Below are 22,567 nucleotides of genomic sequence, written 5' to 3'. Positions count from 1 at the left end.
CGGGCCCGCGCCCGCCGCGTAGCGAAGGACACTCACCCGCTCGGCGGAACCGTACTGCCACCGGGGCGGTCGGAGGCGATAGCGTCGAACCCGTGGAGGGCCCTATGCGTCGTCTCGTCCCCTGTGCCCTGCTCTCCCTGCTGCTGGGTGGCTGCGGCGAGCCCGGACCGAGTGTCATGAACGAAGCGCCGGCGACCTGGACGGTGCCCGACAAGTACGCGTTCACCCTCACGTCCGAGTGCGGCGAGCGGGCCCTGATCGGCCGGTTCCGGGTGACCGTCGTCGGCGACAAGGTGACACACGCCGAGGGGCTGGACGACTCGGCCCGGCGGGCGCTGCTGCTGCGCCTGGCCGACCTCGTGCCCACCCTGCGCCAGCTGGAGAAGCAGGCCGAGACGGCGCGCGGCGAGGGCGCCGACGTGGTCCAGGTCGACCGGGAGCCGTCGGACGCACACCCGACCCGGATCGTGATCGACCCGTCGTCCGCGGCGACCGACGACGAGGAGTGCTACACGATCCAGGACTACACGATCGGGTTAGCGGCCGAGCCGTCGGCCACCGCTTCGAGGTAGGTTCGCCGGACCTGCGAGGGATGGGGAGGCCCGCGTGCGGGTCGTGCCCGTTCTGGCCGCCGTGGCGGCCCTGCTCGCCGGATGCTCGGCCGCCGCCGGCCCCGCGCCCGCTCCGGCTGTCCCGTCGGCCGCCGCGCCGGCCCCGGCGCCGAGCGTGGTGGCGTACTTCACCGACTGGGGCGTCTACGCCCGGAACTTCCAGGTCCGCGACGTCGACCGCAGCGGCGCGGCGGACCGGCTCACCCACCTCGTGTACGCCTTCGGCAAGGTCTCCGGCGGCGCCTGCACCACCGGCGACGCCTGGGCCGACTTCCAGAAACCGATCGGGGCGGCGGCCGCCGTGGACGGGGTCGCCGACACGCGCGGCACCGGGCTGCGCGGCAACTTCGGCCAGCTGCGCAAGCTCAAGGAGCGGCACCCCCGGCTGCGGATCCTCTGGTCGTTCGGCGGGTGGACCGGTTCGAAGGGCTTCGCCGACGCGGCGCGGGACCCGGCCGCCTTCGCCCGCTCGTGCGCCGCCCTGCTCCGCGACCCGCGCTGGGCCGGGCTGTTCGACGGCATCGACGTGGACTGGGAGTACCCCAACACGTGCGGCCTCACCTGCGACAGCAGCGGGCCGTCCGCGCTCGCCGGCCTGCTCGCCGCGCTGCGCGCCGAACTCGGCCCGGACGCCCTGGTCACCGCCGCGGTGCCGGCCGACCCCGGCAAGCTGGCCGCGACCGACTACGCGGCGGCGGCCCGGCCGGCCACCTGGCTGAGCGCGATGACCTACGACTTCTTCGGTACGGGCGACACGCCCGGCCCCACCGCGCCGCATTCGCCGCTGACCGCGTACCCGGGAATTCCGCGCGAGACCGCGACCACCGACGCGGCCGTCCGTGAACTCGCCGGCCGGGGCGTACCGAAGGAGAAGATCCTGCTCGGCCTGGGTTTCTACGGCCGCGGCTGGGCCGGGGTGACCTCGGCGGAGCCGGGCGGCCCGGCGGCCGGCCCGGCGCCCGGCAGCTACGAGAAGGGCATGGAGGACTACGACGTCCTGCGCGAGTCCTGCCCGCCGACCGGCATCGTGGGCGGCACGGCCTACGCCCTCTGCCGCGGCCAGTGGTGGAGCTACGACACCCCCGGCACGATCAAGACCAAGATGGCGTACGCCCGCAGCACCGGCCTGGGCGGCGCCTTCGCCTGGGAACTGTCCGGCGACACCCCGGACGCGCAGCTGGTGTCGGCGATGGCGGACGGCCTGACCAGGTAGTGCTCGGCGCCCGGGCGCTGTGGGATGGTGGTCGGGTGACGACGCTGGAGGACCTCGTCCGGTTGCGCCGGGCCCGCGACGCGATGGACCGCGACTACGCGCAGCCGCTCGACGTGCCGGCGCTGGCCCGGGTGGCCCTCATGTCGACGGGCCACTTCGCCCGCAGCTTCCGCGCCGCGTTCGGCGAGACGCCGTACACGTACCTGATGACCCGCCGGATCGAACGGGCCAAGGCGTTGCTGCGGCGCGGCGACCTGTCGGTGACCGAGGTGTGCTTCGCCGTCGGCTGTACGTCGCTGGGGTCGTTCAGCTCCCGGTTCACCGAGCTGGTGGGCGAGAGCCCGAGCGCGTACCGGGCCCGCAGCCACGACGACGGCGCCGCCATCCCGGCCTGCGTCGCCAAGATTTTCACCCGGCCGGTCAGGAACGGAGAAGCCGGGGCCGCCTCCCGGCCGTAGCGTGAGCCGCATGGACATCAGGCTTTCGCAGTGCTTCCTCGCCGTCGACGACCACGACAAGGCCCTCGCCTTCTACCGCGACGTCCTCGGCATGGAGGTCCGCAACGACGTCGGCTTCGAGAACATGCGCTGGGTCACGGTCGGCTCGCCGTCCCAGCCGGACGTGGAGATCGTCCTCGAGCCGCCCCTGGCCGACCCGAACGCCTCGCCCGCCGACCGGGAGGCCATGGCGGAGCTGCTGGCCAAGGGCCTGCTGCGCGGCGTCATCTTCCGCACCGACGACTGCGACGCCACCTTCGAGCGGCTGCGCGCCGCCGGGGCCGAGGTGATCCAGGAACCGATCGATCAACCGTACGGGGTGCGCGACTGCTCCTTCCGCGACCCGTCGGGCAACATGTTGCGCTTCAACCAGCCGCGGGCCTGACGGTCAGCCGATCCTGACCCACACGTCGTCGAGGATGCCGTGGAACTGGTCGTTGTCGGCGTACGCGCCCTTGCCGCCGATGCTGAGCGGGCGGTTGTTGGCGATGGACAGCCGCGCCGAGATGGCCCGGGTGCCGCGGACCGCACCGTCGACCAGCACGGTGAGCGCGGTCGGGGTCCGGCGGCACTCGACGGTGTGCCAGCTGCCGTCGGCGACCGACACCGCGCTCCGCACGATCTTGATGCCGGGGCGCGCGCCGACCAGCACGCAGCTCGGCCGGCCGGCGACGCCGTCGATCTGCAACTTCCACTGGCTGCTGGTGGTCGAGTAGCCCTTCTGCACGACGTTCTGGCCCTTGCTGGTCTGGCTGGGCGCGAGCAGCACCGAGGCGCCGTACGCGATCGCCCGGGTGCCGGGGTTGAGGCGCGCCGAGGTGGGGCTCTGCAGGGCGGCGTGCGGGCACCGGCCGGCCCGGCACTTCGCCGGGAAGCGCAGGGCCTGACCGCTGCGGTGCGGCACCGGCCGGGCGGTGCCGCCGTTGCCGGCGATCAGGCGCAGGGTGTGCCCGTGCCCGGAGTCGTCCCGGATCTGGCTGGACCGGCCGCCGTCGAAGGCGTACCGGGCGACGACCGTGCCGGTCACCGCCCGGGCCGGCAGGGGCGCGGTGGCCGCCCGGGCCGGCGTGGGCCCGGCCAGCGCCCGGGCCGGCATGAGGCCGGCCGTCGCCCGGGCCTGCGCGGGGGCCGCGGGGGTGACACCGGCGGTTCCGGCGAGGAGACCGGCGAGGGCTGCGGCGAGGGCGGTGCGACGAGATCCCATGCCCGAATTATTACTTGTGGTGTGATTTACCGCTCGGTCAACCGACGTGCGCGACGGTCTCGCCCGTCGGCAGGTCCTCCCTGCCGACCCGGATGAAGACCGCCGTGATGAGGCCGGCGACCAGGATCAGCGCCGCCGCCCACGTGAAGGCGTCGGCATACCCGTCGACCTGCGCCGACAGCGCCGCCTGCCGGCCTTCCTCCGGGCCCGCCGGCGGGTGCGCCACCAGGTACGCCGCGATGGCGCTGGTGGCGATCGTGTTGAGCAGCGCGGTGCCGAGCGAGCCGCCGATCTGCTGGGTCGCGTTCAGCGCGGCGCTCGCCGCGCCCGCGTCGTGCTCGGGGACGCCGACCAGGGCCAGGCTCGACAGCGGCACGAAGGTGAAGCCCAGACCGAGGCCGAGCAGCACCTGCGCGGGCATGAGGTGGGCCCAGAACGAGGTGTCCAGGTCGATGAAGCGCAGCGACAGCATGCCCGCCGCCGCCAGGACCGGGCCGACCATCATGAGCAGCTTCGGGCCCGTACGGGGCAGCAGGTTCGAGGCGACCGTCGCCGAGATGAGCACGCCGACCGTCACCGGCAGCGAGGCGAAGCCCGCGCGCAGCGGCGTGTAGCCGAGCACGTTCTGCAGGTAGAGGGTCAGGAACAGGAACGCGCCGAAGAGGCCCGCACCGACCAGCATGGACGTCAGGTACGCCCCGCCGCGGTTGCGGTCGAGCACGATGCGCAGCGGCAGCAACGGGTTGCGGCTGCGCAGCTCGATCACCACGAAGACGACCAGCAGCGCCAGGCCGGCGCCGATGAAGGCCCAGGTCGTGCCCGCGTCCCAGCCCTTGTCCGGCTTGGCGGCCTCGGTGAAGCCGTACACCAGCGAGGCCAGGCCCAGCGTGACGACCACCGCGCCGGGTACGTCGTACGAGGTGTCGCCGTGCGCCTTGCTCTCCGGCACCAGCGGGATCGCCAGCGCGAGGGCGAGCAGGGCGATCGGGATGTTCACCAGCAGGCACCAGCGCCAGCTCGCGTACTCGGTGAGCACGCCGCCGAGCAGCAGGCCGACCGCCGAACCGCCGCCGGCGATGGCGCCGTACACGGCGAAGGCCTTGGCGCGCTCCCGGGCCTCGACGAACAGCACCGTGAGCAGCGCGAGCGACGCGGGGGCGAGCAGGGCCCCGAAGACACCCTGCAGGGCGCGGGCGCCGAACAGCAGCGGCCCGGTGGTGGCCAGGCCGCCGACGGCGGACGCCGCGGCGAACCCGATCGCGCCGACCATGAAGGTGCGCTTACGCCCCCAGTAATCGGCGATCCGGCCGCCGAGCAGCAGCAGGCCGCCGAAGGCCAGCGTGTACGCCGTCACCACCCACTGCTGGTCGGCCTCGGTGATGCCGAGGTCGACGCGGGCGCTGGGCAGCGCGATGTTGACGATGGTGGCGTCGAGCACGACCATCAGCTGGGAGATCGCGATCACGCCGAGCGCGGCCCAGCGGCGGGGATGCGGCCCCGGCACCTCGCGGTCGGTCTCGGGCGCTTGCGGGGCAGCGGACATCGGCGGTCCTTTCACGGTGGGACCTGCGCGATGCTACTGACGAGCCGTCCGCGATCAGGCCCCTGAGCTGCGAATGAGACGCGGCTCGCACCGTGATCGCGGTCTCAGTCGCCGGTCGTCCGTTTCGTCGCGCCGGTGTCCGGAAGGCCTTGCGGGAGCGCGCTGTCCAGCGGCACGGCCGTCGCGGCGACCAGTCCGAGCTGGACACCCTGGCGCGGCAGCAGCGCGTCGAGCGCCCAGTCCGCCGCCACCCGCACCCGGTTCCCCGGCATCGACAGCAGGTGGTAACCGCGCGTCACCACCTTGGCCGGCACCCCGCGCAACGGGACGCCCAGCGGGTTCGCCGCCGAGTCGAGGCCACCGAGGTCGACCACGAAGCCGAGGTCGTGGTGCTTGTACGCGCGCCGCCGGCCGTGACCGTACGAGGCGGCGATGTTGTGCGCGACGGTCCTTCCCTGCCGGGTGGCGTGCTGGGCGGTCATGCCGGTGACCTCGCCGGGGCGGGTGAGGTCGGGCACGGCGGCGGCGTCCCCGCAGGCGTACACGTCGGGCATCGCGGGCACGTTGAGGAACTCGTCGACCACCAGCCGGCCGTGGTCGGTCGCCAGCCCGAGGCCGGCCACCAGCGGGTCGGGGCGCACGCCGACACACCAGATCAGCGAGCGGGTGGGCACGAAGTCACCGTCGCTGAGGTGCACGCCGTCCGGGGTCGCCTGCTTGACCGAGCTCTCGAGCAGCACCTCGACGCCACGCCGGCGCAGCACCTCGTCGGCGGCGTGCGCGAGGCGGACGTCCAGCGAGGGCAGCACCCGGTCGGCGGTGTCGACGAGCAGCCACCGGGGCCGCCCGCGCAGGCCGTGGCGGTGCCGGGTGAGCGCCTCGGTGAAAAGGACACCCTGCGCGGCGACCTCCGTGCCCGTGTAGCCGGCGCCGACCACGACGAAGGTGCAGCGGGCCTCGCGCTCGGCCGGGTCCGTCGCGGTGTCGGCCATCTCGATCTGCCGGGTGATGTGGTCGCGCAGGAAGAGCGCCTCGGGAATGCCCCGGAAGCCGTGCGCGTACTCGGTGACGCCGGGCACCGGCAGCAGCTTGTTGACGCTGCCCGCGGCGATCACCAGGCGGTGGTAGCCGATGCTGCCCTTGCCGCCGTCCGGGTCGGCGTACGAGACCGTACGCGCGGAGAAGTCGAAGCCGTCCACCTCGCCGAGGATCACCTGGACCCCGGGCAGCGCCCCGGCCAGCGACACGGACACCCGCCGCGGTTCCAGGATCCCCGCCGCGACCTCCGGCAGCAGGGGCAGGTAGAGGAAGTAGTCGGTGGGGTTGATGACGACGATGTCGGCCGCTCCGCGGGAGAGCCGGCTGAGCGTCCGGGCGGTCTCGAAGCCGGCGAAACCGGCGCCGACGATCACGATCCGAGGGCGGGCCATCCTGGTCCTTCCGTCAAGCGTCGGGGACACCGGTCGACGCTACCGAAAAGGGACCCCGCGCGGACGGTGAGTTCTACTCCTCGGCCCGGGCGGGTACGGCCCGCAGCCGCACGCCGGTGATGGCCCGTCCGGTGATCTCGGTGACCTCGGCGGTGTGCCCGTCCAGGTCGACGATCTCGCCGGTCCGGGTGGGGATGTGGCCGAGCCGGGACAGCAGCAACCCGGCCACGGTGGTGTAGTCGCTCTCGGGCCGCTCCACGTCGACGCCGATGTCCGGCAGGTCGTGGATCGGGAACGTGCCCGGCAGCAGCATCGCGCCGTCGTCCTCGTGCACCACCGAGCGCAGGTCCCGGTCGGTCTCGTCGTAGATCTCGCCGACCACCTCCTCGACCAGGTCCTCCATCGTGACGATGCCGACGGCGGTGCCGTGCTCGTCCACCACCAGCCCGAACTGCTGGCGCTGGACGCGCATCTGGTGCATCGCGTCGGAGACCTTCAGCGTCTCGGGGAGGAAGAGCGGCTCGAAGACGTACCCGATCACCGGCCCCGTCGCGTCGACCAGGTCGCGCAGGTGCACCACGCCGAGCACGTCGTCCAGGCCGAGCGGGCCGGTGACCGGCGCCCGCGAGTGGCCCGCCGCGACCAGCTGCCGCAGGGCCTCGTCGGCGCGCAGGACGGCCGGCAGGGTGACCACGTCGCGCCGCGGGATCACGATCTCGCGCAGCGTACGGTCCGCGATCTCGAACGCCCCGCTGATGATCGTGCGCTGCTCGGCGGAGAAGTTCTCCTGCGCGGAGACCATGTCGCGGATCTCCTCGCTGGTCACCTCCTCGCGGGCGGCGGACGGGTCGCCGCCGGTGATCCGGACGACGGCGTCGCTGGCCTTGCCGAGCAGCCAGACAGCGGGCCGGGTGAGCGTGGCGAGGACGTCCAGCGGCCGGGCCACGGCCAGCGCCCAGCCCTCGGCGCGCTGCATGGCGATGCGCTTCGGCGCGAGCTCGCCGATCACCAGCGTGAAGAACGTCAGCACGACGGTGACCAGGACGATCGCGGCCGGCTCGGCGGCGCCGCCGAGGAAGCCGAGCGGGCCGATCAGCGGCTGGGCCAGGGACACCGCCGCCGCGGCCGAGGCGAGGAACCCGGCGAGCGTGATGCCGATCTGGATGGTGGCGAGGAAGCGGTTCGGGTCGCGGGCCAGGCGGGCCAGCGTGCCGCCCGTACGCGACTCGCGCTCCAGCCGTTGCAGTTGACTCTCGCGCAGCGACACGAGGGCCATCTCACTTCCGGCGAAGACCGCGTTGAGCAGAACGAGGACCGCGACGAGCGCTATCTGCCAGCCATAACCACCCACCCGCGCTGCTTTACCCAGTTGTGGCCCGGTGAATTCCCGCCGCCGCTCAGCAACGGGTGACGGCCGCGCGGGCGGCTGCCGGGTCGCTCGCCGCCAGCGCCTTCTGCGCGGCGGCACGGCACTCGTCCAGCGTGTACGCGGCCAGCGCGGCCCGGACCGCACCCACCGCCGGCGGCGACATGGACAGGCTGGTCACGCCCAGCCCGGCGAGCACCACCGCGAAGGCCGGGTCCGCCGCCGCCTCCCCGCACACCCCGACCGGACGGCCGACCGCCACGCCCGCGGCCGCGCACAGGGCGATCAGCGACAGCAGCGCCGGCTGCCACGGGTCGAGCAGGTCGGCCAGCTCGCCGCTGCGGCGGTCGGCGGCGAACGTGTACTGGCTCAGGTCGTTCGTACCGACGCTCAGGAAGTCGACCACCTGGAGGATCTCGGCCGAGCGGACGGCGGCGGCCGGCACCTCGATCATCACGCCGACGGTCGGCAGGCCGGCGTCCCGGCAGAGCGCGGCGAACTGGGCCGCCTCCGAGACCGTGGTGACCATCGGCGCCATCACGCAGACCCGGGCGGTCGACTCGCGCGCGGCGGCGGCGATCGCGGCGATCTGCGTACGCAGGATGTCGGCGCGCCGCCGGGCCATCCGCAGCCCCCTGATGCCGAGCGCCGGGTTGGGCTCGTCGTGCTCCCGCAGGAACGGCAGCGGCTTGTCCGAACCGGCGTCGAGGGTGCGCACGACCACCTGCCGGTCGGGCATCGCGGCGAACACCTCGGCGTACGCGGCGGCCTGCTCGGCGTCGGTGGGCGGATCGATGTGGTGCTGGAAGAGCAGTTCGGTGCGGAACAGCCCGACTCCCTCGACCGCGACCCCGCTCAGCTCGGCGGCGCGGCCGATGTTGGCGAGCAGCGCGACCGGGTGCCCGTCGGCCGTACGCCCGCGCAGGTCGGCGGGCTCGTCGGGCGCGGGCACCGCGACGGGCGCCGCCGCGGTGAACCCGAACGTGACCCGGCCGGCGGTCCCGTCCACGGTGACGACCGTGCCGTCGGCGATGTCGAGGGCGCCCCCGCACGCGACGACCGTGGGCAGGCCGCGGGTGCGGGCCAGGATCGCGGTGTGGCTGACGAAGCTGCCCGCGGAGGTCACCACGGCGAGCACCCGCGCCGGGTCGAGCAGGGCCGCGTCCGCCGGCGCGAGGTCGACCGCGATCAGCACGAAGGGGCAGCCGGGCTCGGGCAGGGCCGGCATCGGCAGGCCCAGGCAGTGCGCCACCATCCGGTCGCGCAGGTCGTCGAGGTCGGCGGCGCGGGCGGCCAGCAGGCCCCCGGCGGCGAGCAGCGCGGACCGGTGCTCGGCGAGGACGGCCGCCACCGCGTGCGGCGCCTCGTGGCCGGCGCGTACGGCCATCGCGACGCCGTCCCGCAGCGTCCGGTCGCCGGCCAGGGTGGCCTGCACCCGCAGGATCTCGGCGGCAGTGGCGTCCCCGGCCGCCGCGGCCCGCAGGCCGATGTCGCGGCACACCGCGTCGATGGCCGCGTACGCCCGGTCCACCTCGGCGTCCGGGTCGGTGACCGGCCGGGGCGCGGGCAGGCGCGGCGGGTCGGCCAGCCGGTACGCCGGCCCGGTGGCGGTCCCGGCGCTGGCGCCGAGCCCGCGGAGCAGCTCAGGCACCGGCGACGTCCAGGTCGGTGGCGAACAGGTCCGCCAGGCTGTCGAGCGCCTCGGCCGCCCCGGCGCCGTGCGCCTCCAGGATCAGCTCGGTGCCGCAGAGCGCGCCGAGGCTGAGCAGGGCGAGCACGCTGTCCGCCGGCACCGCGGGCCGGTCGAGGGTGCGCACGGTGACCGCCGCCGGGAGCAGCGCGGCGGCCACGGCGATCCGGGACGCCGCCCGCAGGTGCAGCCCGGCCCGCCCGGCGAGCAGAACCGTACGGATCATGGCTCGTCCTCCGCGTTGAGCATCCCGACGATCTCCGCCGGATCGGTCGCCTCGCGCAGGCCCTTCGCGCGCAGCGGGTCGAGCAGGATCCGCGCCAGCGCGGAGAGCAGCGCCACGTGCCCGTCCCCGCGGGCGGCGATGGCCACGCAGACGGTCACGGTGGCGCCGTCCCACTCGACGCCGTCCGGGAACCGCAGCACGGCCAGGGAGTCGCGGCGGACCAGCGCGCGGGACCGGTCCAGCCCGTGCGGGATCGCCACGCCCTCCCCCACGTACGTCGACATCGCCCACTCGCGGTCCAGCATGGCCTCGCGGTAGGCGGGGTGGACGGCGCCGAGTTCCTCGAGCACGTCGGCGCAGCGGTGGACGGCGGCGACCCGGTCGGCGGCGTGTTCCCGTACCCGGACGCCGCGGGGTTCGAGGACGGGACGGCAGCGCGGCATCATCCGGCGAGCCTCACCAGCGCGCGGGCCAGCACGCCGTCGTTGTCGTCGGCGTCCCAGCTGACCACCAGCGCGGGCGCGCCGCCGTAACGGGGATCGGTCACCAGCTCGACGGCCCGGACGCTCGGCACGGCGTTCGTGACGATCAGCAGGCCGTGCACCTGCTGGCCGGCGAAGACCCGCTGGGCGGCGACGACGGCCGTGGACCGCAGCGGGCCGCTGTCCACATAGCACAGCGAGACGCCGAAGAGCCGGTGCAGCACCCCGGCGAGCAGGTTGCTGCCGTGGTCGTCGGGCACCCAGTGCAGGCCCGCGGCGGTGCGGCGGAGCGATTCGATGACGCTCTTCTCGTACGCCACCCGGCGCAGGTCGGCGAGGCGCATCGGCTCCAGCACGTCGACGAGCCGCCGCCGCTGCGGGCCGGGCATGGCGTCGAGCAGCATCGCCAGGTTCTCCGAGGTGACCCGTTCGAGCTGCGGCCGGGCCCGTTCCGCGGGCAGGGCGGCCAGCACGGCGGCCGCCTCGACCAGCGGGAGCAGGGCGAGTTCGGCGGCGAGCCGGGCGTCGTCGAGGTGGTGGAGCAGCGCGGCCCGGCGCTCGGGCTCGGCCGCGATCAGCATCTTGGCGATCAGCCGCCCGTCCATCGCGGCGAGCAGCGCGTCGATCCGGTCGCGGGGCATGGCGAGCAGCACGCCGACCGCGCGCTGCGGCGGCGACGCGGTGAGCATCGTGACGACGTGTTCCGTCGGCATGGCGCCGAGCACGGTCAGTTCCCCGTGGTGCCGACGACCACGCCCCCCTGCTTGACGGCGGCGACGACGCGCGCCACGGCCGGGTCGCCGAGGAACATCCGGAAGCCCACCACGACGGAGCCCGGCGCGCCGGCCCGCGCGCGCTCGGCGAGCCCGGCCTGGCAGAGCACGACGTCGGCGTCCGGCGGGATCGCGGCGACGGGGTGATGCTCGACGGTCACCGGCAGCTTGCGCAGCTCCCGCCGCAACTGACCCGCGAGCATGACGCTGCTGCCCATGCCGGCGTCGCAGGCCACCACGAGCTTGCGGATGCGCTCACCCTCGATGCTGCTCACGTCACATGCCCTCCTCGTCGCGGGCCAACCGGCCGAAGCCGAGCAGCAGGGAACCGACCACGAAGGACACCCCGGCGGCGACCACCACGCCCGCCAGCACGCCGAAGTAGCCGCCGCGCGGGGTCTCGGCGAGGTAGGCGAAGATGCTGCCGGGCGACGGCGTGGCGACCAGGCCGGCGCCGGTCACCATGAACGTCAGGATGCCGGCGGCCCCGCCGGAGATCGCCGCGAACACCATGCTCGGCTTCATCAGCACGTACGGGAAATAGATCTCGTGGATGCCGCCGAGGAACTGGATCGCCATGGCCGCGGGCACGCTGGGCCGCAACGCCCGGGGGCCGAAGAGCAGGTACGCGAGCAGGATCCCGAAGCCCGGCCCCGGGTTGGTCTCCAGCATGAACAGGATCGACCTGCCGCTGTCCGACGACTCCGCGATCCCCAGCGGGCCCAGCACGCCGTGGTTGATGGCGTTGTTGAGGAACAGCACCTTGGCCGGCTCGATGAGCAGCGCCGCGCCGGGCAGCAGGTGGTGCTCGACGAGGAACCGCACGCCGTCGCCGGCCGCGGTGGTGAACACCCGCATGACCGGCCCGATCGCGAGCACGCCGGCCAGCGCGGCGAGGCCGGCCACGATGCCCGCGGAGAAGTTGTCGACCAGCATCTCGAAGCCGGGGCGGACGCGCTCGGCGATGAGGCCGTCGACGAGCTTGAGGACGTACGCGGCGAGCGGCCCGACGATCATGGCGCCGAAGAACATCGGCGAGTCGGAGCCGACCACCAGGCCCATCGTGGCGACCGCGCCGACGACCGCGCCGCGCTGGCCGTGCACCATCCGGCCGCCGGTGTATCCGATGAGGACGGGCAGCAGCACGTGCGACATCGGGTCGATCAGCGCGGCGAACTTCTCGTTCGGCAGCCAGCCGTTCTCGAAGAACAGCGCGGTGATCAGTCCCCAGGCGATGAATGCGGCGATGTTCGGCATCACCATGCCGGCGAGATGTCCCCCGAAGCGCTGCACGCGCGCCTTGACGCTGGTGTCCTGGGCAGCGGGCGCGTACAGCTCTGCCACAGACTGCTCCTAACCGGAGGCCGAGAGGGAGGCCGGGAGGGGGGAAGTGGCTATGTTGTACCGACGAGATCACCGACTGTCAATCGACGCGGACGATCACCCCCGGAAATCTGCGCGCGCCTGCGCGAAGCTGCGCACGACGCCGGTTTTCACCCCCGTCCCGCGCATCGGGGCGACCGGTTGCGGAACAGCCGGGCCGATCGGCCGATCGGAATCAGCCGAACGGCCTGTCACCCGGCCCGGCCCCGCTCCGCGTCCTTGCAGACGTACGGAGTGCGGGCCGGTACCGAAAACGGGGGGTACCGGCCCCGCCCCGGACGACGCGGCGGACGAGAGGGGAGCGTCGTGAGCCCAGAGGCGGCAATTGACCGTCCGATATACGCTCACTTCTCTTTCCGTACGCCGATCGGATCGCGGGGAATGGACGATACGAGCGATGCCGCCTATGCGGATTTCGTCCGTGATCGCTCGCACGCCCTGCTCCGCTCGGCGTTCCTGCTGACCGGCGACCAGCACCTCGCCGAGGACCTCGTGCAGGAGGCGCTCGCCCGCACCCATCGCGCCTGGTCGCGACTGGAGAGGCGGGCCAACGCCGAGGCGTACGCCCGCAAGGTCATGTATCACGCCCAGGTCTCCTTCTGGCGGCGGCCGAGGGTCGCCGAGATCCTCCCCGGCGACGACCTCGAGCGGCAGGGCGGCCGCACCGACGATCCGGCGGACGCCGCGGTGCACCGGGTCGCCCTGCGCCGGGCGCTGCTGTCGCTGAGCCCCAAGCAGCGCGCGGTGATCGTGCTGCGGTACTTCGAGGACCACACCGAAGTGGAGGCCGCGCAGATCCTCGGCGTGTCGGTGAGCACCGTGAAGACCCAGTGCTCGCGCGCGCTCGACCGGCTGCGCACCCTCGTGCCAGACCTGCGCCTGCTCGCCGACGCCCGCGAAGGCCCGCGATGACCGGCCAGGACCCGCTACGGACCTCTCTGGAGGATCTCGCCGGCACCGTCGCCCCGGCGGACCTGTACGAGCGCTCGCTGCGCCGGTCGCGCCGCATCGGCCGCCGGGAAGCCGCGGTCGGCACCGGCGCCGTCCTGCTGGCACTCGGCCTGCTCGGCAGCGGTCTCTGGCAGCTCCCCCATTCGACCGGGCCCCGGGCGGACGGCGTGGTCAGCGCCCCGCTGAGCCCGTCCGCGCACGCGCCGGCCACCAGCCACGCCGCCGGCTCGGCCGTGAGCCCCGGCACGCCCACCGGCCGGCCGGATCGCCCCGATCGGCCCCGGCCGACGTCGACCATCTCGCTCAAGCCGCGGTCGACGTCGCTGGCGGCCCTCCCGGGCAAGGCGTTCTACGAGGAGGCCGGCACCGGCGGAGGCCTCTTCCGGCTGACCCGGCACGGCGTGCCGGAGCGGGTCCTCTCCGCGCCCTTCTCCACGGCGGGCGTCTCCCCCGACGGCGAGCGGATCGCGTACGTGACCGACGGGCAGCTGATGGTCGTGGGCACCGGCGGCTCCGACGCCCAGCAGGTGTACGCCGGCACCACCTCCTCCGACCAGGCGCCCGCGTGGTCCCCGGACGGCAACCGCCTGCTCATCGACGCCGCCGACCCCGGCGTGCTGGACGTCGCGACCGGGCACCTGGAACCCCTGCCCAGCGGCCTCGATGGCGAGCACTACCGCTGGTCCGGCGACGGCACCACGCTGGTGTACGCCACACCGTCCTGCGGGCTGGAGGTGGCCGGCGTGGACGCGCAGACCGGCACGCCGGTGCCGGAGCAGACGGCCACGTCCGGTCCGGCGGCGTGCCGTCCGGTCAGCGTGGACGCCACCGGCGACCTGGTCACGGTGCAGACCGGAGCGCCCGCCGCGGGAGCGGCCGCCGACGCACCCGCGGACGCCGTGCTGGACACGCGGACCGGCGAGCTGGTCGAGCTGCCCGTCCGCGGGACGATCGTCGGCGCGGTCTTCGACCCCGACGGCAACCTGCTGGTGCGCTCGGTGCGCGACGGCCGGACCCGGCTGTCCCTGTTCGACCCCGCGTTCAGCCTGCTCGTGCAGGCCAGGGAGCCCAGATCGCTGAGAGGACTCGATCTGGTCGCGTACACCCGCTGAGGGTGCGACGATCATGACGATGAGCGCCCCCGCCCCGCCCTGGTGGCGCCGCGCACCCGTGGTGGTCGCGGTGGTGGTGGCCATCCTGCTCGTCGAGCTGGTGCTGGGCTGGCGCCCGCTGGTCGAGGCGGTCGGGCAGCTGCGTACCCCGCACTGGAACTGGGTCGCCGGAGCGGTGGTCGCCGAGATCGCGTCGATGGGGACGTACGCCCGCATGCAACGGGCCCTGCTGCGCGGGGCGGGCACGACGGTGCGGATGCGGCGGCATGTGGCGCTGGCGTACGCGGCGCATTCGCTGAGCGCCACGCTGCCCGGCGGCCCGGTGTTCTCGACCACGTTCAACTTCCAGCACATGCGGCGCTTCGGGGCATCCTCCGCGGTGGCGTCCTGGTGCATCGCGCTCAGCGGGGTGCTGTCGGCGGGCGCCCTGGTCGTGATCGGCGCGGTGTTCGGCATCCTGACCCGCAGCACGGGCAGCTGGCAGACGCTGCTGACGTACATGGGCGGGGCGCTGGTCGTGGCGGTGGGCGTACGGCTCGTGGCGCAGCATCCGGAGTGGTTGATCAATCCCGCCCGGCGGCTGCTCAGCGGCGTCAACCGGGTGCGCCGCAGGCCCGCCGACGCCGGCCACGCGCGGCTGACGGGCTTCGTCGACCAGCTGCGCTCGGTGCGGGTCCGGCCCCTCGACCTCGGGTACGCGGTGCTCCTGGCGATCGCCAACTGGCTGCTCGACGCGCTGTGCCTCTGGATGTGCTGCATCGCCGTGGGGGCGGACGACATCCGGCCGGCCCAGCTCGTCATCGCGTACTGCGCAGGCATGGCGGCGGCGAGCGTACCGATCGTGCCGGGCGGGCTCGGGGTGGTCGACGGCGCACTCATCCTCGGCCTGGTGGCCGGCGGCCTGACCAGCAGCTCGGCCGTCGCGGCCGTGGTGCTCTACCGGTTGATCAGCTTCGGCTTCATCATCGGCACGGGCTGGCTGGTGTGGCTGGTGCTGCGCGCCCGCGTCACGGCAGGAACTCCTCGGGGCGGGCCGGCCCACCCGTAGCGCCGTTGCGACGGCCGAAGAGCTTCCAGCCCCGCTTCTTCTTCTCCGGCTCGCGGACGTTCTCGCCGTTCAGGACGGCCAGCCGGTGCTGCGCGACGGGGTTCTCCGGCTCCAGCTTGAGCGACACCAGGAACGCCTGCCGGGCCTGGTCGGTGTGGCCGAGCGCGTCCAGCGTCACGCCGTGGGTGAAGTAGTAGTGCGCCTCGTTCGGGTCCAGCCCCACCGCCGTGCGCGCGGCCTGCTCGGCGTCCGCGTACTGCCGGTCGGCGGCCAGCAGCGACCAGGCCACCCGGTCGTGCCAGAGCGGGTTCTTCGGCTCGACGATGACCGCCCGGTACGCCATCGTGACCGCCTCCTCGTGCCGCCCGAGCAGGGTCAGCGCCCGGCTCGCGGTGGCCAGCGGCCGCGGGTCCTCCGGCGCCAGCTCGATCGCCCGGCCGGCCGCGTCCAGCGCCCTCTCCACCTCGTCGAGCACGAGCCGGATGCGGGCCATCAGGATCCAGCCGGCCGCCGACGACGGGTCGGCGGCGAGGATCGGCTCCAGGTGCTGCGCCGCGGCCCGCGGGTCGACCCGCTCGAAGTACGCGGCGGCGCGCGCCACCCCGATCTCGGTGGGCGTGCTGAGCCCGGCGGGCCCGGTGCGGGGAGCTTCCTGCGGCCGTGGCGGCGCCTGGCGCGCGGCGTCGACATCGGTCATCGGCGTGCCCGGGGCCTCGCGAAGATAAAGGTCACACGGTCATCATCGGCAGCGTCACGGCGCTTCTGAGCGGTTTCGGGGAAAACCACCGATCAGGAATGCCATCGCCACGCCGAAGCAGGCCAGCGCCGCGCCGGTGCTGCCGCGGGAGAGCATGAGCGTACCGCCGCCGAGTCCGGCCGCGCCGAGGACCAGCAAAAGGGCGCGCAGCCGTCCGGGCGCGCGGGCCGGCTCCGGCGTGGACCGGCGCAGCGCCGCCCGGCGGGCCAGTTCGGCCCGGAGATCGGCCGGTTCGCCGGGGCTCGGGATCATGCGCGTGCAGTCGGCAGCCACCCTCCGGACCTGAGGTGGTCGTGCGGCTCGAGCTCCGGGACCGCCGCGTACGCCCGCACCGGGAAGGTGCCGAACGCGGACACCCGCGGCGGCACGGCGGTGAACCGGGCACCCGCCGGCGGCAGGTCCGCCAGGCCGGTCAGGTGCTCGACGATCGGGATGCCGGCGGCCAGGAGCAGGGTGTGCGCGGGCCGGCCGCCGGCCGCACCGGCGGAGATGTCGTCGATGTTGACGGCGTCGATGCCCACCAGCGCGGCGCCGTGGCCGGCCAGCCACCGGGCGCCCTCGCCGGTCAGGAAGGGCGCGTTCTCGGCGTACGCCGGGGTGGCCCAGTGCGCGTCGCCGCCGGTGTGCAGCAGCACCGCCCGGCCGGCGACGTCGAGGTTCTCGAGCTGGGCCACGCCGACGCCGCGTGGGCCGGCGCCGGCCGTACGGACCACCACGGCGGGCAGGTCGGCGAGGCGCTCCAGCGGGAGGCCGGCCAGGTCGGCGCCGTCGGCGTACCGGTGGAACGGGCTGTCCAGGTAGGTGCCGGTGTTGCCGACCATGCTGATCGTGTCGATGGCGAACTCGGTGCCCTCGGCGTACACCGACCGCGACGCCTCCCGGGTCAGGTGCGGCGTGATCACCGGCGCGGGCAGGCCCGGGTACGTGACGAGCCCCGCCGAGATCACGTGGCTGAGCTCCACCCAGCGGGTACGCGAACGCCGCTCGGACGGCCCGCCCGGGGTGCCCAGGTGCGGCTCGGCGAAGATCCGGACGCCGCTGAGCTCGACGCTCTCGGCGAGCAGCAGCCGGCACGCGGTGACGAACAGCTCGGCGATCTCGGCCTCGGTGACGTCCGGGTGCGGCACGTCCACGCGGAACCCGTGCGCGCGCAGGCCGCCGCCGTTGCTGAAGGTCACGACGGCGTCGAACTCGGCGCGATACTGCAACACGGCGTCCCCCTCAGGACAGTTCGATGACCGCCTCCACGAGCAGCCAGATGCCGAAGATAGCGAAGAGCGCGGCGGCGCCGTACTTGATGACCTTCTCCGGCAGGTGCCGGCCGAGCAGGCGGCCGACCAGGATCGCGAGGGCGTCGGCGGCCACCATGCCGAGGGTCGAGCCGAGCCAGGTGCCGAACCAGCCGTACTGGGTGGCCAGGGTGATCGTGGCCAGCATGGTCTTGTCGCCCAGCTCGGCGAGGAAGAACGCGCCGCCGACGGCGAGGATCGCCGAGCCGGTGGAGCGCTCGGCCTTCGACTTCTCGTCGTCGGTGAGCTTGTCGCCGCGCAGCGTCCACGCCCCGAACGCCAGGAAGGCCACGCCGGCCACCAGGGAGATCCAGCCGGTGGGCAGCGCGGCGCCGAGGCCGTACCCGATGCCGACCGAGACCAGGTGCACCACCGCGGTCGCGACCGTGATGCCGATCAGCACCGGCATCGTGCGGAAGCGGGTGGCGAAGGTCAGGGCCATGAGCTGCGACTTGTCGCCGAGCTCGGCCACGAAGATGACGGCGAAGCTGACCGCCGTCGCGACGAGGAAACCGTCCATGAGGGGAAACTCCCGGTGCACTCTCGGGCCGGGACTCAGACGCGGGGGCGGCCTCGACCCGGCCAGGGGATCTGGCCAAGTCGAAGGTCTCGCTCGCCCCGGCGGACCGAGGCCGTGTGGCCGGAGCCGCCGGCGACCGGACGGACCGGCAGATTCGGCGGATCAGTATGTCGACCACGACGTTGGGAGCTACTCCCCTTCGCGAGAGGGAGCCTACCCGGTCCGGCGGCGACGACGGACCGGGCAGGCCTGTGACCTTACGCTCAGTGCGCGGCGATCAGCTTCTGCAGCTCGCCCCGGCCGTCCGCGGCGCGCTTGGCCGCCGCGGCCGAGGGGTCCGGCTGCGGCAGGGGCGCGCAGCGCTTGTCGGACGTGTTCGCCTTCACCCGCTTGGGCAGCTTGCCGGTGGCGAGGTAGTCCGCGACGGCGTCGTCCACGCAGGCGTTGCCGAACAGCGAGCCGGCGTGGGTGGTGCCGCCGACGCCCTCGATCAGGGCCGCCCGGGGGAACCGCTTGCGCACCTCGAGGCTGCCGGTGAACGGCGTCGCCGCGTCCAGCGTCTCGCTGATCAACAGGATCGGCGCGACGCCGCGGCCGGTCACCGCGACCGGCTTGCCGGGCTTCGCGGCCCAGGTCAGGCACGGCGCGTTGAACCAGGCGTTGCCCCAGGTCTCGAACGGCGCCCGGCGGTGCACCCGCCAGTTGTCCGCGCGCCACGTGCTCCAGGACTGCGGCCAGCGGGCGTCCGTGCACTGGACGGCGAGGTAGATGGCGTACCCGTTGTCGGAGCCCTCCTCCTGCGGGTTGGCCTGGTCGTACAGCGCCCTGAGCGGCGCCGGATCGCGGTCGTTGACCCACGCCGAGAAGGCGGAGGCGACCGCCTCCCAGCCGAAGACGTAGTAGCCGGCCTGGAGGAACACGTCGGTGAACTCGGCCGGGCCGATCACCCCGGCGGCCGGCTTCGCGATCAGCCGCTGCTGCTCGCGGTAGAAGAGCTTCTCCACCGCCCTGCCGGTACGCCCGAGATGGTAGACGTCGTGGTGGGTGGCGAGCCAGCCGAAGTAGATCTTCATGTTGCGGTCGAACGCCACGTCCTGGTCGAGGTTGGCGTCGTACCAGACGCGCCGGGGGTCGACGTTGCCGTCGAGCACCATGCGGCGTACCCGGTCCGGGTAACGGGTCGCGTAGACCTGGCCGAGGTAGGTGCCGTACGAGAAGCCGTAGAAGTTGATCTGCTCCGCGCCGAGCGCCGCCCGCAGGCTGTCCATGTCCTGGACGGAGTCGGTCGTCCGCAGGTGGTTCAGCAGGTCGCCGCCACGGCGGGCACACGCCGCGGCGTAACCCTTCGCCCGCTTCAGCCACGCCTTCTCGATGGCGGCGCTCGTCGGCACGTACGGCGGCCGGTCGTAGCCGGTGTAGTCCCCGTCGCAGGCCAGGGCCGGCTTGCTGGAGCCGACGCCGCGCGGGTCGAAGCCGATCCAGTCGTACGCCGCCCCGGCGCCGTGCGGCACGTAGTCGCCGAGCACCGACAGCGTGAGCCCGGATCCGCCGGGGCCGCCGGGGTTGACCAGCATGACGCCCTGGTAGTCGGCGTCCGCGACGGTGTGCCTGATCCGGGAGACGGCGAGCTTGATCCGCTTGCCGCCGGGGCGGGCGTGGTCGAGCGGCACGCTGAGGAAGCCGCACTCCGCCTTGCGCGCTTGCAGGCCCGCGCTCTCGCACTTGCCCCAGGCGATGCCCGGGTGGGTGGCGCTCTCGCGGAGCGGCCCGGCCGGTGCGCCGGAGGCCGCGGCGGCACCGCCGGTCACCAGGGCCAACGTGGCAACGGCCGCCAGAAGTCTTCTCATCCCCAGCCTTTCGTGTCGGGTTCGTCCCTTATGCTCCGGCGGGAACGGCGGATCGGAGGCCGTCCACGCCGGGGACATACCACGAAAGAGCAGGCAGGAGGTCAGGCGCGGCGGCTCCGCTGGGCGACCAGCGCCGTGCCGCCGAGGGCGACCACGACGAGCCCGTACGCGAGCGCGGTGCCGTGCAGCCCGTACGAGGTGGCCGCCAGCCCCGCGACCACGGCCGGCAGGCTGAAGGCGACGTACGCGATGGTCAGCGCCACCGCGAACAGCTCGCCGCGCTCGGCGGGCGCCGCCAGGACCGCCAGGGTGCCGAACGAGGCCAGGGCCGAGGCGCCGAACCCGACGCCGGCGATCACGGTGCCCGCCGCGGCGAGGAGGACCGATCCGGCCTGGACCCCGAGCAGGGTGACGGCCGTACCGGCGGTGAGCAGGGCGCCCGCCAGGGTGAGCACCCGCGGGGTCGGGTAGCTCCGCAGCGCGAAGGCGGTCACCGCGCCGGTGCCGCAGAGCAGCGTCACCACCAGGCCGCCGATGAGGTGGCTGGACAGGCCGAAGACCTCGACCGCCACGGACGGGCCGAGCGACAGGTAGAGGCCGCCCAGCGCCCAGCTCGCCACGATGATCGGCACCAGGGCCAGCATGTCGGCGCGCAGCCGGGCCGGTACGCCCAGCCGCGGCACCAGCGACCGCGCGCCACCCGGGCGGCGGCGCGAGGTCTCGGGCATCAGCAGCACCACGACCGCCGCGAGCACCATGCCGGCGAGCAGGAGCGCGTACACGAGGTGGGTGGGGCCGGGGGCGTACTGCACGAGCGCACCGGTGCCCAGCGAGCCGAGCGCGAGGCCGGCCGGCGGCACGATGCTGTTGACCAGGCCGGCCCGGCCGGGCGCGTGCGGCGGATTGAGGTCGATCAGCGTCGCGCCCAGCGTGGTGAGCGCCGCGCCGGTGGCGATGCCCTGGAGGAAGCGGGCGGCCAGGAGGACACCGACGTCGCCGGCGGCTAGGAAGAGCACGAGCGCGACCGCTTCCAGCCCGATCGCGGCGACCAGGACCGGGCGGCGGCCCACGTGGTCGGAGAGGGCGCCGAGGACGAGCAGCGCGCCGATGAGGCCCACCACGTACACGGCGAACACGACCGTCAGGGTGACCGCGGAGAAGGACCACAGCTGCTGGTAGACGACGTAGAGCGGCGAGGGCGCGCTGGACGCGGCGGTGAAGGCGACCAGGATCGCCGCGATCGCCGCGAACGCCGCCGGGTGGGACAGGCGTCTGCGGCGCACCGTGCGCTCGTCGGCGGCGGTGGGCGCGAGGGTAAGTGAGGTGTTCATGACACTCCCGAACTGAACAGACAGGTCTGTCTGGCGACACCCGACACTAGACAGACCTGTCTGCTATCGTCAAACGCATGTCTGCCGCATCACCCCCTGCCCTGCGCCGGCCCTCCGCGCGGGACAGGCTGCTCGCCGCCGCCGACGAGCTGTTCTACGCCGAGGGCGTGCACACCGTCGGCATCGATCGGGTCATCGAGCGGGCCGGCGTGGCCAAGGCGTCCCTCTACTCCTGCTTCGGCAACAAGGAAGGCCTGGTCCGGGCCTATCTCGAGGGCCGGCACCGGCGCCGCCAGGAGCGTTTCCGGGCGGGCCTCGAACGCTTCACCACCCCGCGCGACCGGCTCCTCGGCGTCTTCGACGTGCTGGCCGAGCAGGCCGCCGCGGCGAACTTCCGGGGCTGCGCCTTCTACAACGCCAGCGCCGAGTCCACCGGCGGCGCCGTCCAGGAGGTCAGCGACACCAGCCGCGCCTGGACCCGGGGCCTCCTCACCGAGCTGGCGCGCGACGCCGGCGCACCGGACCCGGCCGGGCTGGCCGACCGGCTCGTCATCCTGTACGACGGCTCCACCGTCGGCGCGCGCATGGACCGCAGCCCGGCCGCGGCCACCACCGCCCGGGTCGTGGCGGAGGCCCTGCTCGACGCCGCCCTGGCCGCCGGCCGCGCCTGACCGCCGGGACCACCCGTACGCGCCCACCCATATGCACCCACAAGGTGTGATGCGGATGCCACCATGCGGTGATGGACTCCTGGGGCCGGCAGCCCTGCTGGCTGCACCCGCACATGGGCACGATCACGGTGGACGGCCGGGTCCCGCAGGCGTACATGCTGGCGTTGCAGCACGTGGTCGTCACGCTGGACGGGGATCCCGGGTGGCGGCAGTGGTGGCGCGACTCCGGCGTGGCGAGCTGCGAACTCGGGATCGTGGCCGAGAACCACCTGGACCACCTGCGGCCGAGCGCCGACATCCGCCAGGTACGCGGCAAGATCCGGGCCAACTTCACCTGCGCCGCGCCGGCCGCCGCGGGCCGCCGCCCGGCCGAGCTGTTCCCGCTGGCCGTGCGCGAGGTGACCGGCATGTTCGAGGTCATCCGGGAGGCGATCGGCCTCGGCGACCTCCCGCCGGTCCCGCCGCTGCCCGACCTGCCCGAGCACCCGGGCGAGCTGGAGGTGACCCGCCGGCCGCTGCCGCCGGACACCGACGAGGTCGAGCAGCAGGGCTACCTGACCCTCACCCAGATCCAGGAGTTCTTCGGCGACGACCCGGCCCCGCACCGGCCGTAGGCCCCCGGC

General features: G+C 74.0%; 25 protein-coding genes. 9 read left to right on the top strand and 16 right to left on the bottom strand.

Translation table 11 applies throughout. From position 1 onward, the window contains the following. The first annotated feature begins 104 nt into the window (after positions 1–104). From CLV70_RS15970 to CLV70_RS15955, 4 genes are all read left to right on the top strand, one after another. Positions 105–572: a DUF6174 domain-containing protein gene (locus CLV70_RS15970; protein WP_211303776.1), complete on the top strand. Its 468-nt coding sequence runs from the start codon at positions 105–107 to the stop codon at positions 570–572. 34 nt (positions 573–606) lie between these two features. Beyond that, positions 607–1,824: a glycoside hydrolase family 18 protein gene (locus tag CLV70_RS15965; RefSeq protein ID WP_106127254.1), complete on the top strand. Its 1,218-nt coding sequence runs from the start codon at positions 607–609 to the stop codon at positions 1,822–1,824. A gap of 83 nt (positions 1,825–1,907) precedes the next feature. Beyond that, positions 1,908–2,282 carry a helix-turn-helix transcriptional regulator gene (locus tag CLV70_RS15960; protein WP_245908268.1) on the top strand — a complete coding sequence of 125 codons (375 nt, stop codon included), beginning with the start codon at positions 1,908–1,910 and terminating at the stop codon, positions 2,280–2,282. A 10-nt stretch (positions 2,283–2,292) separates the two neighbouring features. After that, the gene (locus CLV70_RS15955; protein WP_106127310.1) at positions 2,293–2,706 is read left to right on the top strand and encodes a VOC family protein; all 414 of its coding nucleotides are present in this window, start codon (positions 2,293–2,295) and stop codon (positions 2,704–2,706) included. 3 nt (positions 2,707–2,709) lie between these two features. Here the strand turns inward: CLV70_RS15955 and CLV70_RS15950 are convergent, their stop codons facing one another. The 10 genes from CLV70_RS15950 to CLV70_RS15905 all read right to left on the bottom strand — a co-directional run bounded on the left by CLV70_RS15950 (position 2,710) and on the right by CLV70_RS15905 (position 12,379). Next, a complete protein-coding gene (locus CLV70_RS15950) occupies positions 2,710–3,525 on the bottom strand; it encodes a LamG-like jellyroll fold domain-containing protein (RefSeq protein WP_106127253.1) in 816 nt (271 codons plus the stop codon). Between the two features lie 37 nt (positions 3,526–3,562). Next, the gene (locus CLV70_RS15945; RefSeq protein ID WP_106127252.1) at positions 3,563–5,068 is read right to left on the bottom strand and encodes an MFS transporter; all 1,506 of its coding nucleotides are present in this window, start codon (positions 5,066–5,068) and stop codon (positions 3,563–3,565) included. Positions 5,069–5,172: 104 nt separating this feature from the next. Continuing rightward, positions 5,173–6,498 carry an NAD(P)/FAD-dependent oxidoreductase gene (locus CLV70_RS15940; protein ID WP_106127251.1) on the bottom strand — a complete coding sequence of 442 codons (1,326 nt, stop codon included), beginning with the start codon at positions 6,496–6,498 and terminating at the stop codon, positions 5,173–5,175. A 73-nt stretch (positions 6,499–6,571) separates the two neighbouring features. Next, positions 6,572–7,849 carry a hemolysin family protein gene (locus CLV70_RS15935; RefSeq protein WP_106127250.1) on the bottom strand — a complete coding sequence of 426 codons (1,278 nt, stop codon included), beginning with the start codon at positions 7,847–7,849 and terminating at the stop codon, positions 6,572–6,574. 46 nt (positions 7,850–7,895) lie between these two features. Next, on the bottom strand, positions 7,896–9,515 hold the full coding sequence (locus CLV70_RS15930) for a putative PEP-binding protein (protein WP_106127249.1): 1,620 nt from the start codon (positions 9,513–9,515) through the stop codon (positions 7,896–7,898). Then, entirely contained in the window at positions 9,508–9,780 is a 273-nt protein-coding gene (locus tag CLV70_RS15925; protein ID WP_106127248.1) for an HPr family phosphocarrier protein, read from the bottom strand. The genes CLV70_RS15930 and CLV70_RS15925 overlap by 8 nt, the downstream gene beginning before the upstream one ends. Next, complete coding sequence (locus tag CLV70_RS15920) at positions 9,777–10,226, bottom strand: PTS mannitol transporter subunit IIA (RefSeq protein WP_245908252.1); 450 nt, start codon at positions 10,224–10,226, stop codon at positions 9,777–9,779. The genes CLV70_RS15925 and CLV70_RS15920 overlap by 4 nt, the downstream gene beginning before the upstream one ends. After that, the gene (locus CLV70_RS15915) at positions 10,223–10,975 is read right to left on the bottom strand and encodes a magnesium transporter MgtE N-terminal domain-containing protein (RefSeq protein ID WP_146164076.1); all 753 of its coding nucleotides are present in this window, start codon (positions 10,973–10,975) and stop codon (positions 10,223–10,225) included. The genes CLV70_RS15920 and CLV70_RS15915 overlap by 4 nt, the downstream gene beginning before the upstream one ends. A 14-nt stretch (positions 10,976–10,989) precedes the next feature. Further along, on the bottom strand, positions 10,990–11,310 hold the full coding sequence (locus CLV70_RS15910; RefSeq protein ID WP_106127246.1) for a PTS lactose transporter subunit IIB: 321 nt from the start codon (positions 11,308–11,310) through the stop codon (positions 10,990–10,992). Position 11,311: 1 nt separating this feature from the next. After that, positions 11,312–12,379: a PTS transporter subunit EIIC gene (locus CLV70_RS15905; RefSeq protein WP_425440160.1), complete on the bottom strand. Its 1,068-nt coding sequence runs from the start codon at positions 12,377–12,379 to the stop codon at positions 11,312–11,314. A gap of 420 nt (positions 12,380–12,799) precedes the next feature. Here CLV70_RS15905 and CLV70_RS15900 point away from each other — a divergent pair, with 420 nt between their 5' ends. The 3 genes from CLV70_RS15900 to CLV70_RS15890 are packed head-to-tail and all read left to right on the top strand — an operon-like array spanning position 12,800 to position 15,529. Beyond that, on the top strand, positions 12,800–13,330 hold the full coding sequence (locus CLV70_RS15900; RefSeq protein WP_106127245.1) for a SigE family RNA polymerase sigma factor: 531 nt from the start codon (positions 12,800–12,802) through the stop codon (positions 13,328–13,330). After that, positions 13,327–14,481: a PD40 domain-containing protein gene (locus tag CLV70_RS15895; protein ID WP_106127244.1), complete on the top strand. Its 1,155-nt coding sequence runs from the start codon at positions 13,327–13,329 to the stop codon at positions 14,479–14,481. The genes CLV70_RS15900 and CLV70_RS15895 overlap by 4 nt, the downstream gene beginning before the upstream one ends. Positions 14,482–14,500: 19 nt before the next feature. After that, complete coding sequence (locus tag CLV70_RS15890) at positions 14,501–15,529, top strand: lysylphosphatidylglycerol synthase transmembrane domain-containing protein (protein WP_245908251.1); 1,029 nt, start codon at positions 14,501–14,503, stop codon at positions 15,527–15,529. Here the strand turns inward: CLV70_RS15890 and CLV70_RS15885 are convergent. The 6 genes from CLV70_RS15885 to CLV70_RS15860 form a co-directional block, all read right to left on the bottom strand. Further along, the gene (locus CLV70_RS15885; protein ID WP_106127242.1) at positions 15,489–16,226 is read right to left on the bottom strand and encodes a tetratricopeptide repeat protein; all 738 of its coding nucleotides are present in this window, start codon (positions 16,224–16,226) and stop codon (positions 15,489–15,491) included. The two genes, CLV70_RS15890 and CLV70_RS15885, sit on opposite strands and share 41 nt — an antisense overlap. A gap of 54 nt (positions 16,227–16,280) precedes the next feature. Continuing rightward, positions 16,281–16,538 carry a hypothetical protein gene (locus CLV70_RS15880; RefSeq protein WP_146164075.1) on the bottom strand — a complete coding sequence of 86 codons (258 nt, stop codon included), beginning with the start codon at positions 16,536–16,538 and terminating at the stop codon, positions 16,281–16,283. Then, positions 16,535–17,497 carry a cyclase family protein gene (locus CLV70_RS15875; RefSeq protein WP_106127240.1) on the bottom strand — a complete coding sequence of 321 codons (963 nt, stop codon included), beginning with the start codon at positions 17,495–17,497 and terminating at the stop codon, positions 16,535–16,537. The genes CLV70_RS15880 and CLV70_RS15875 overlap by 4 nt, the downstream gene beginning before the upstream one ends. A gap of 10 nt (positions 17,498–17,507) precedes the next feature. Next, positions 17,508–18,095 (bottom strand): TMEM165/GDT1 family protein, encoded by a 588-nt coding sequence (locus CLV70_RS15870; RefSeq protein WP_106127239.1) that lies wholly within the window; start codon positions 18,093–18,095, stop codon positions 17,508–17,510. 263 nt (positions 18,096–18,358) lie between these two features. Continuing rightward, complete coding sequence (locus tag CLV70_RS15865) at positions 18,359–19,942, bottom strand: alpha/beta hydrolase (protein ID WP_106127238.1); 1,584 nt, start codon at positions 19,940–19,942, stop codon at positions 18,359–18,361. A 101-nt stretch (positions 19,943–20,043) separates the two neighbouring features. After that, positions 20,044–21,273: an MFS transporter gene (locus CLV70_RS15860; protein ID WP_106127237.1), complete on the bottom strand. Its 1,230-nt coding sequence runs from the start codon at positions 21,271–21,273 to the stop codon at positions 20,044–20,046. Positions 21,274–21,350: 77 nt separating this feature from the next. Between CLV70_RS15860 and CLV70_RS15855 the strand changes: the two genes are divergently transcribed. Then, positions 21,351–21,944: a TetR/AcrR family transcriptional regulator gene (locus tag CLV70_RS15855; RefSeq protein WP_106127236.1), complete on the top strand. Its 594-nt coding sequence runs from the start codon at positions 21,351–21,353 to the stop codon at positions 21,942–21,944. Positions 21,945–22,015: 71 nt separating this feature from the next. After that, the gene (locus CLV70_RS15850) at positions 22,016–22,558 is read left to right on the top strand and encodes a hypothetical protein (RefSeq protein ID WP_245908250.1); all 543 of its coding nucleotides are present in this window, start codon (positions 22,016–22,018) and stop codon (positions 22,556–22,558) included. Positions 22,559–22,567 lie beyond the last annotated feature (9 nt).

It is taken from the genome of Pseudosporangium ferrugineum, assembly GCF_003002065.1.
In the GTDB taxonomy this organism is placed as follows: domain Bacteria; phylum Actinomycetota; class Actinomycetes; order Mycobacteriales; family Micromonosporaceae; genus Actinoplanes; species Actinoplanes ferrugineus_A.
Note: the sequence above shows the minus strand (reverse complement) of the source record. Positions and strands in the feature narration are given on the sequence as shown.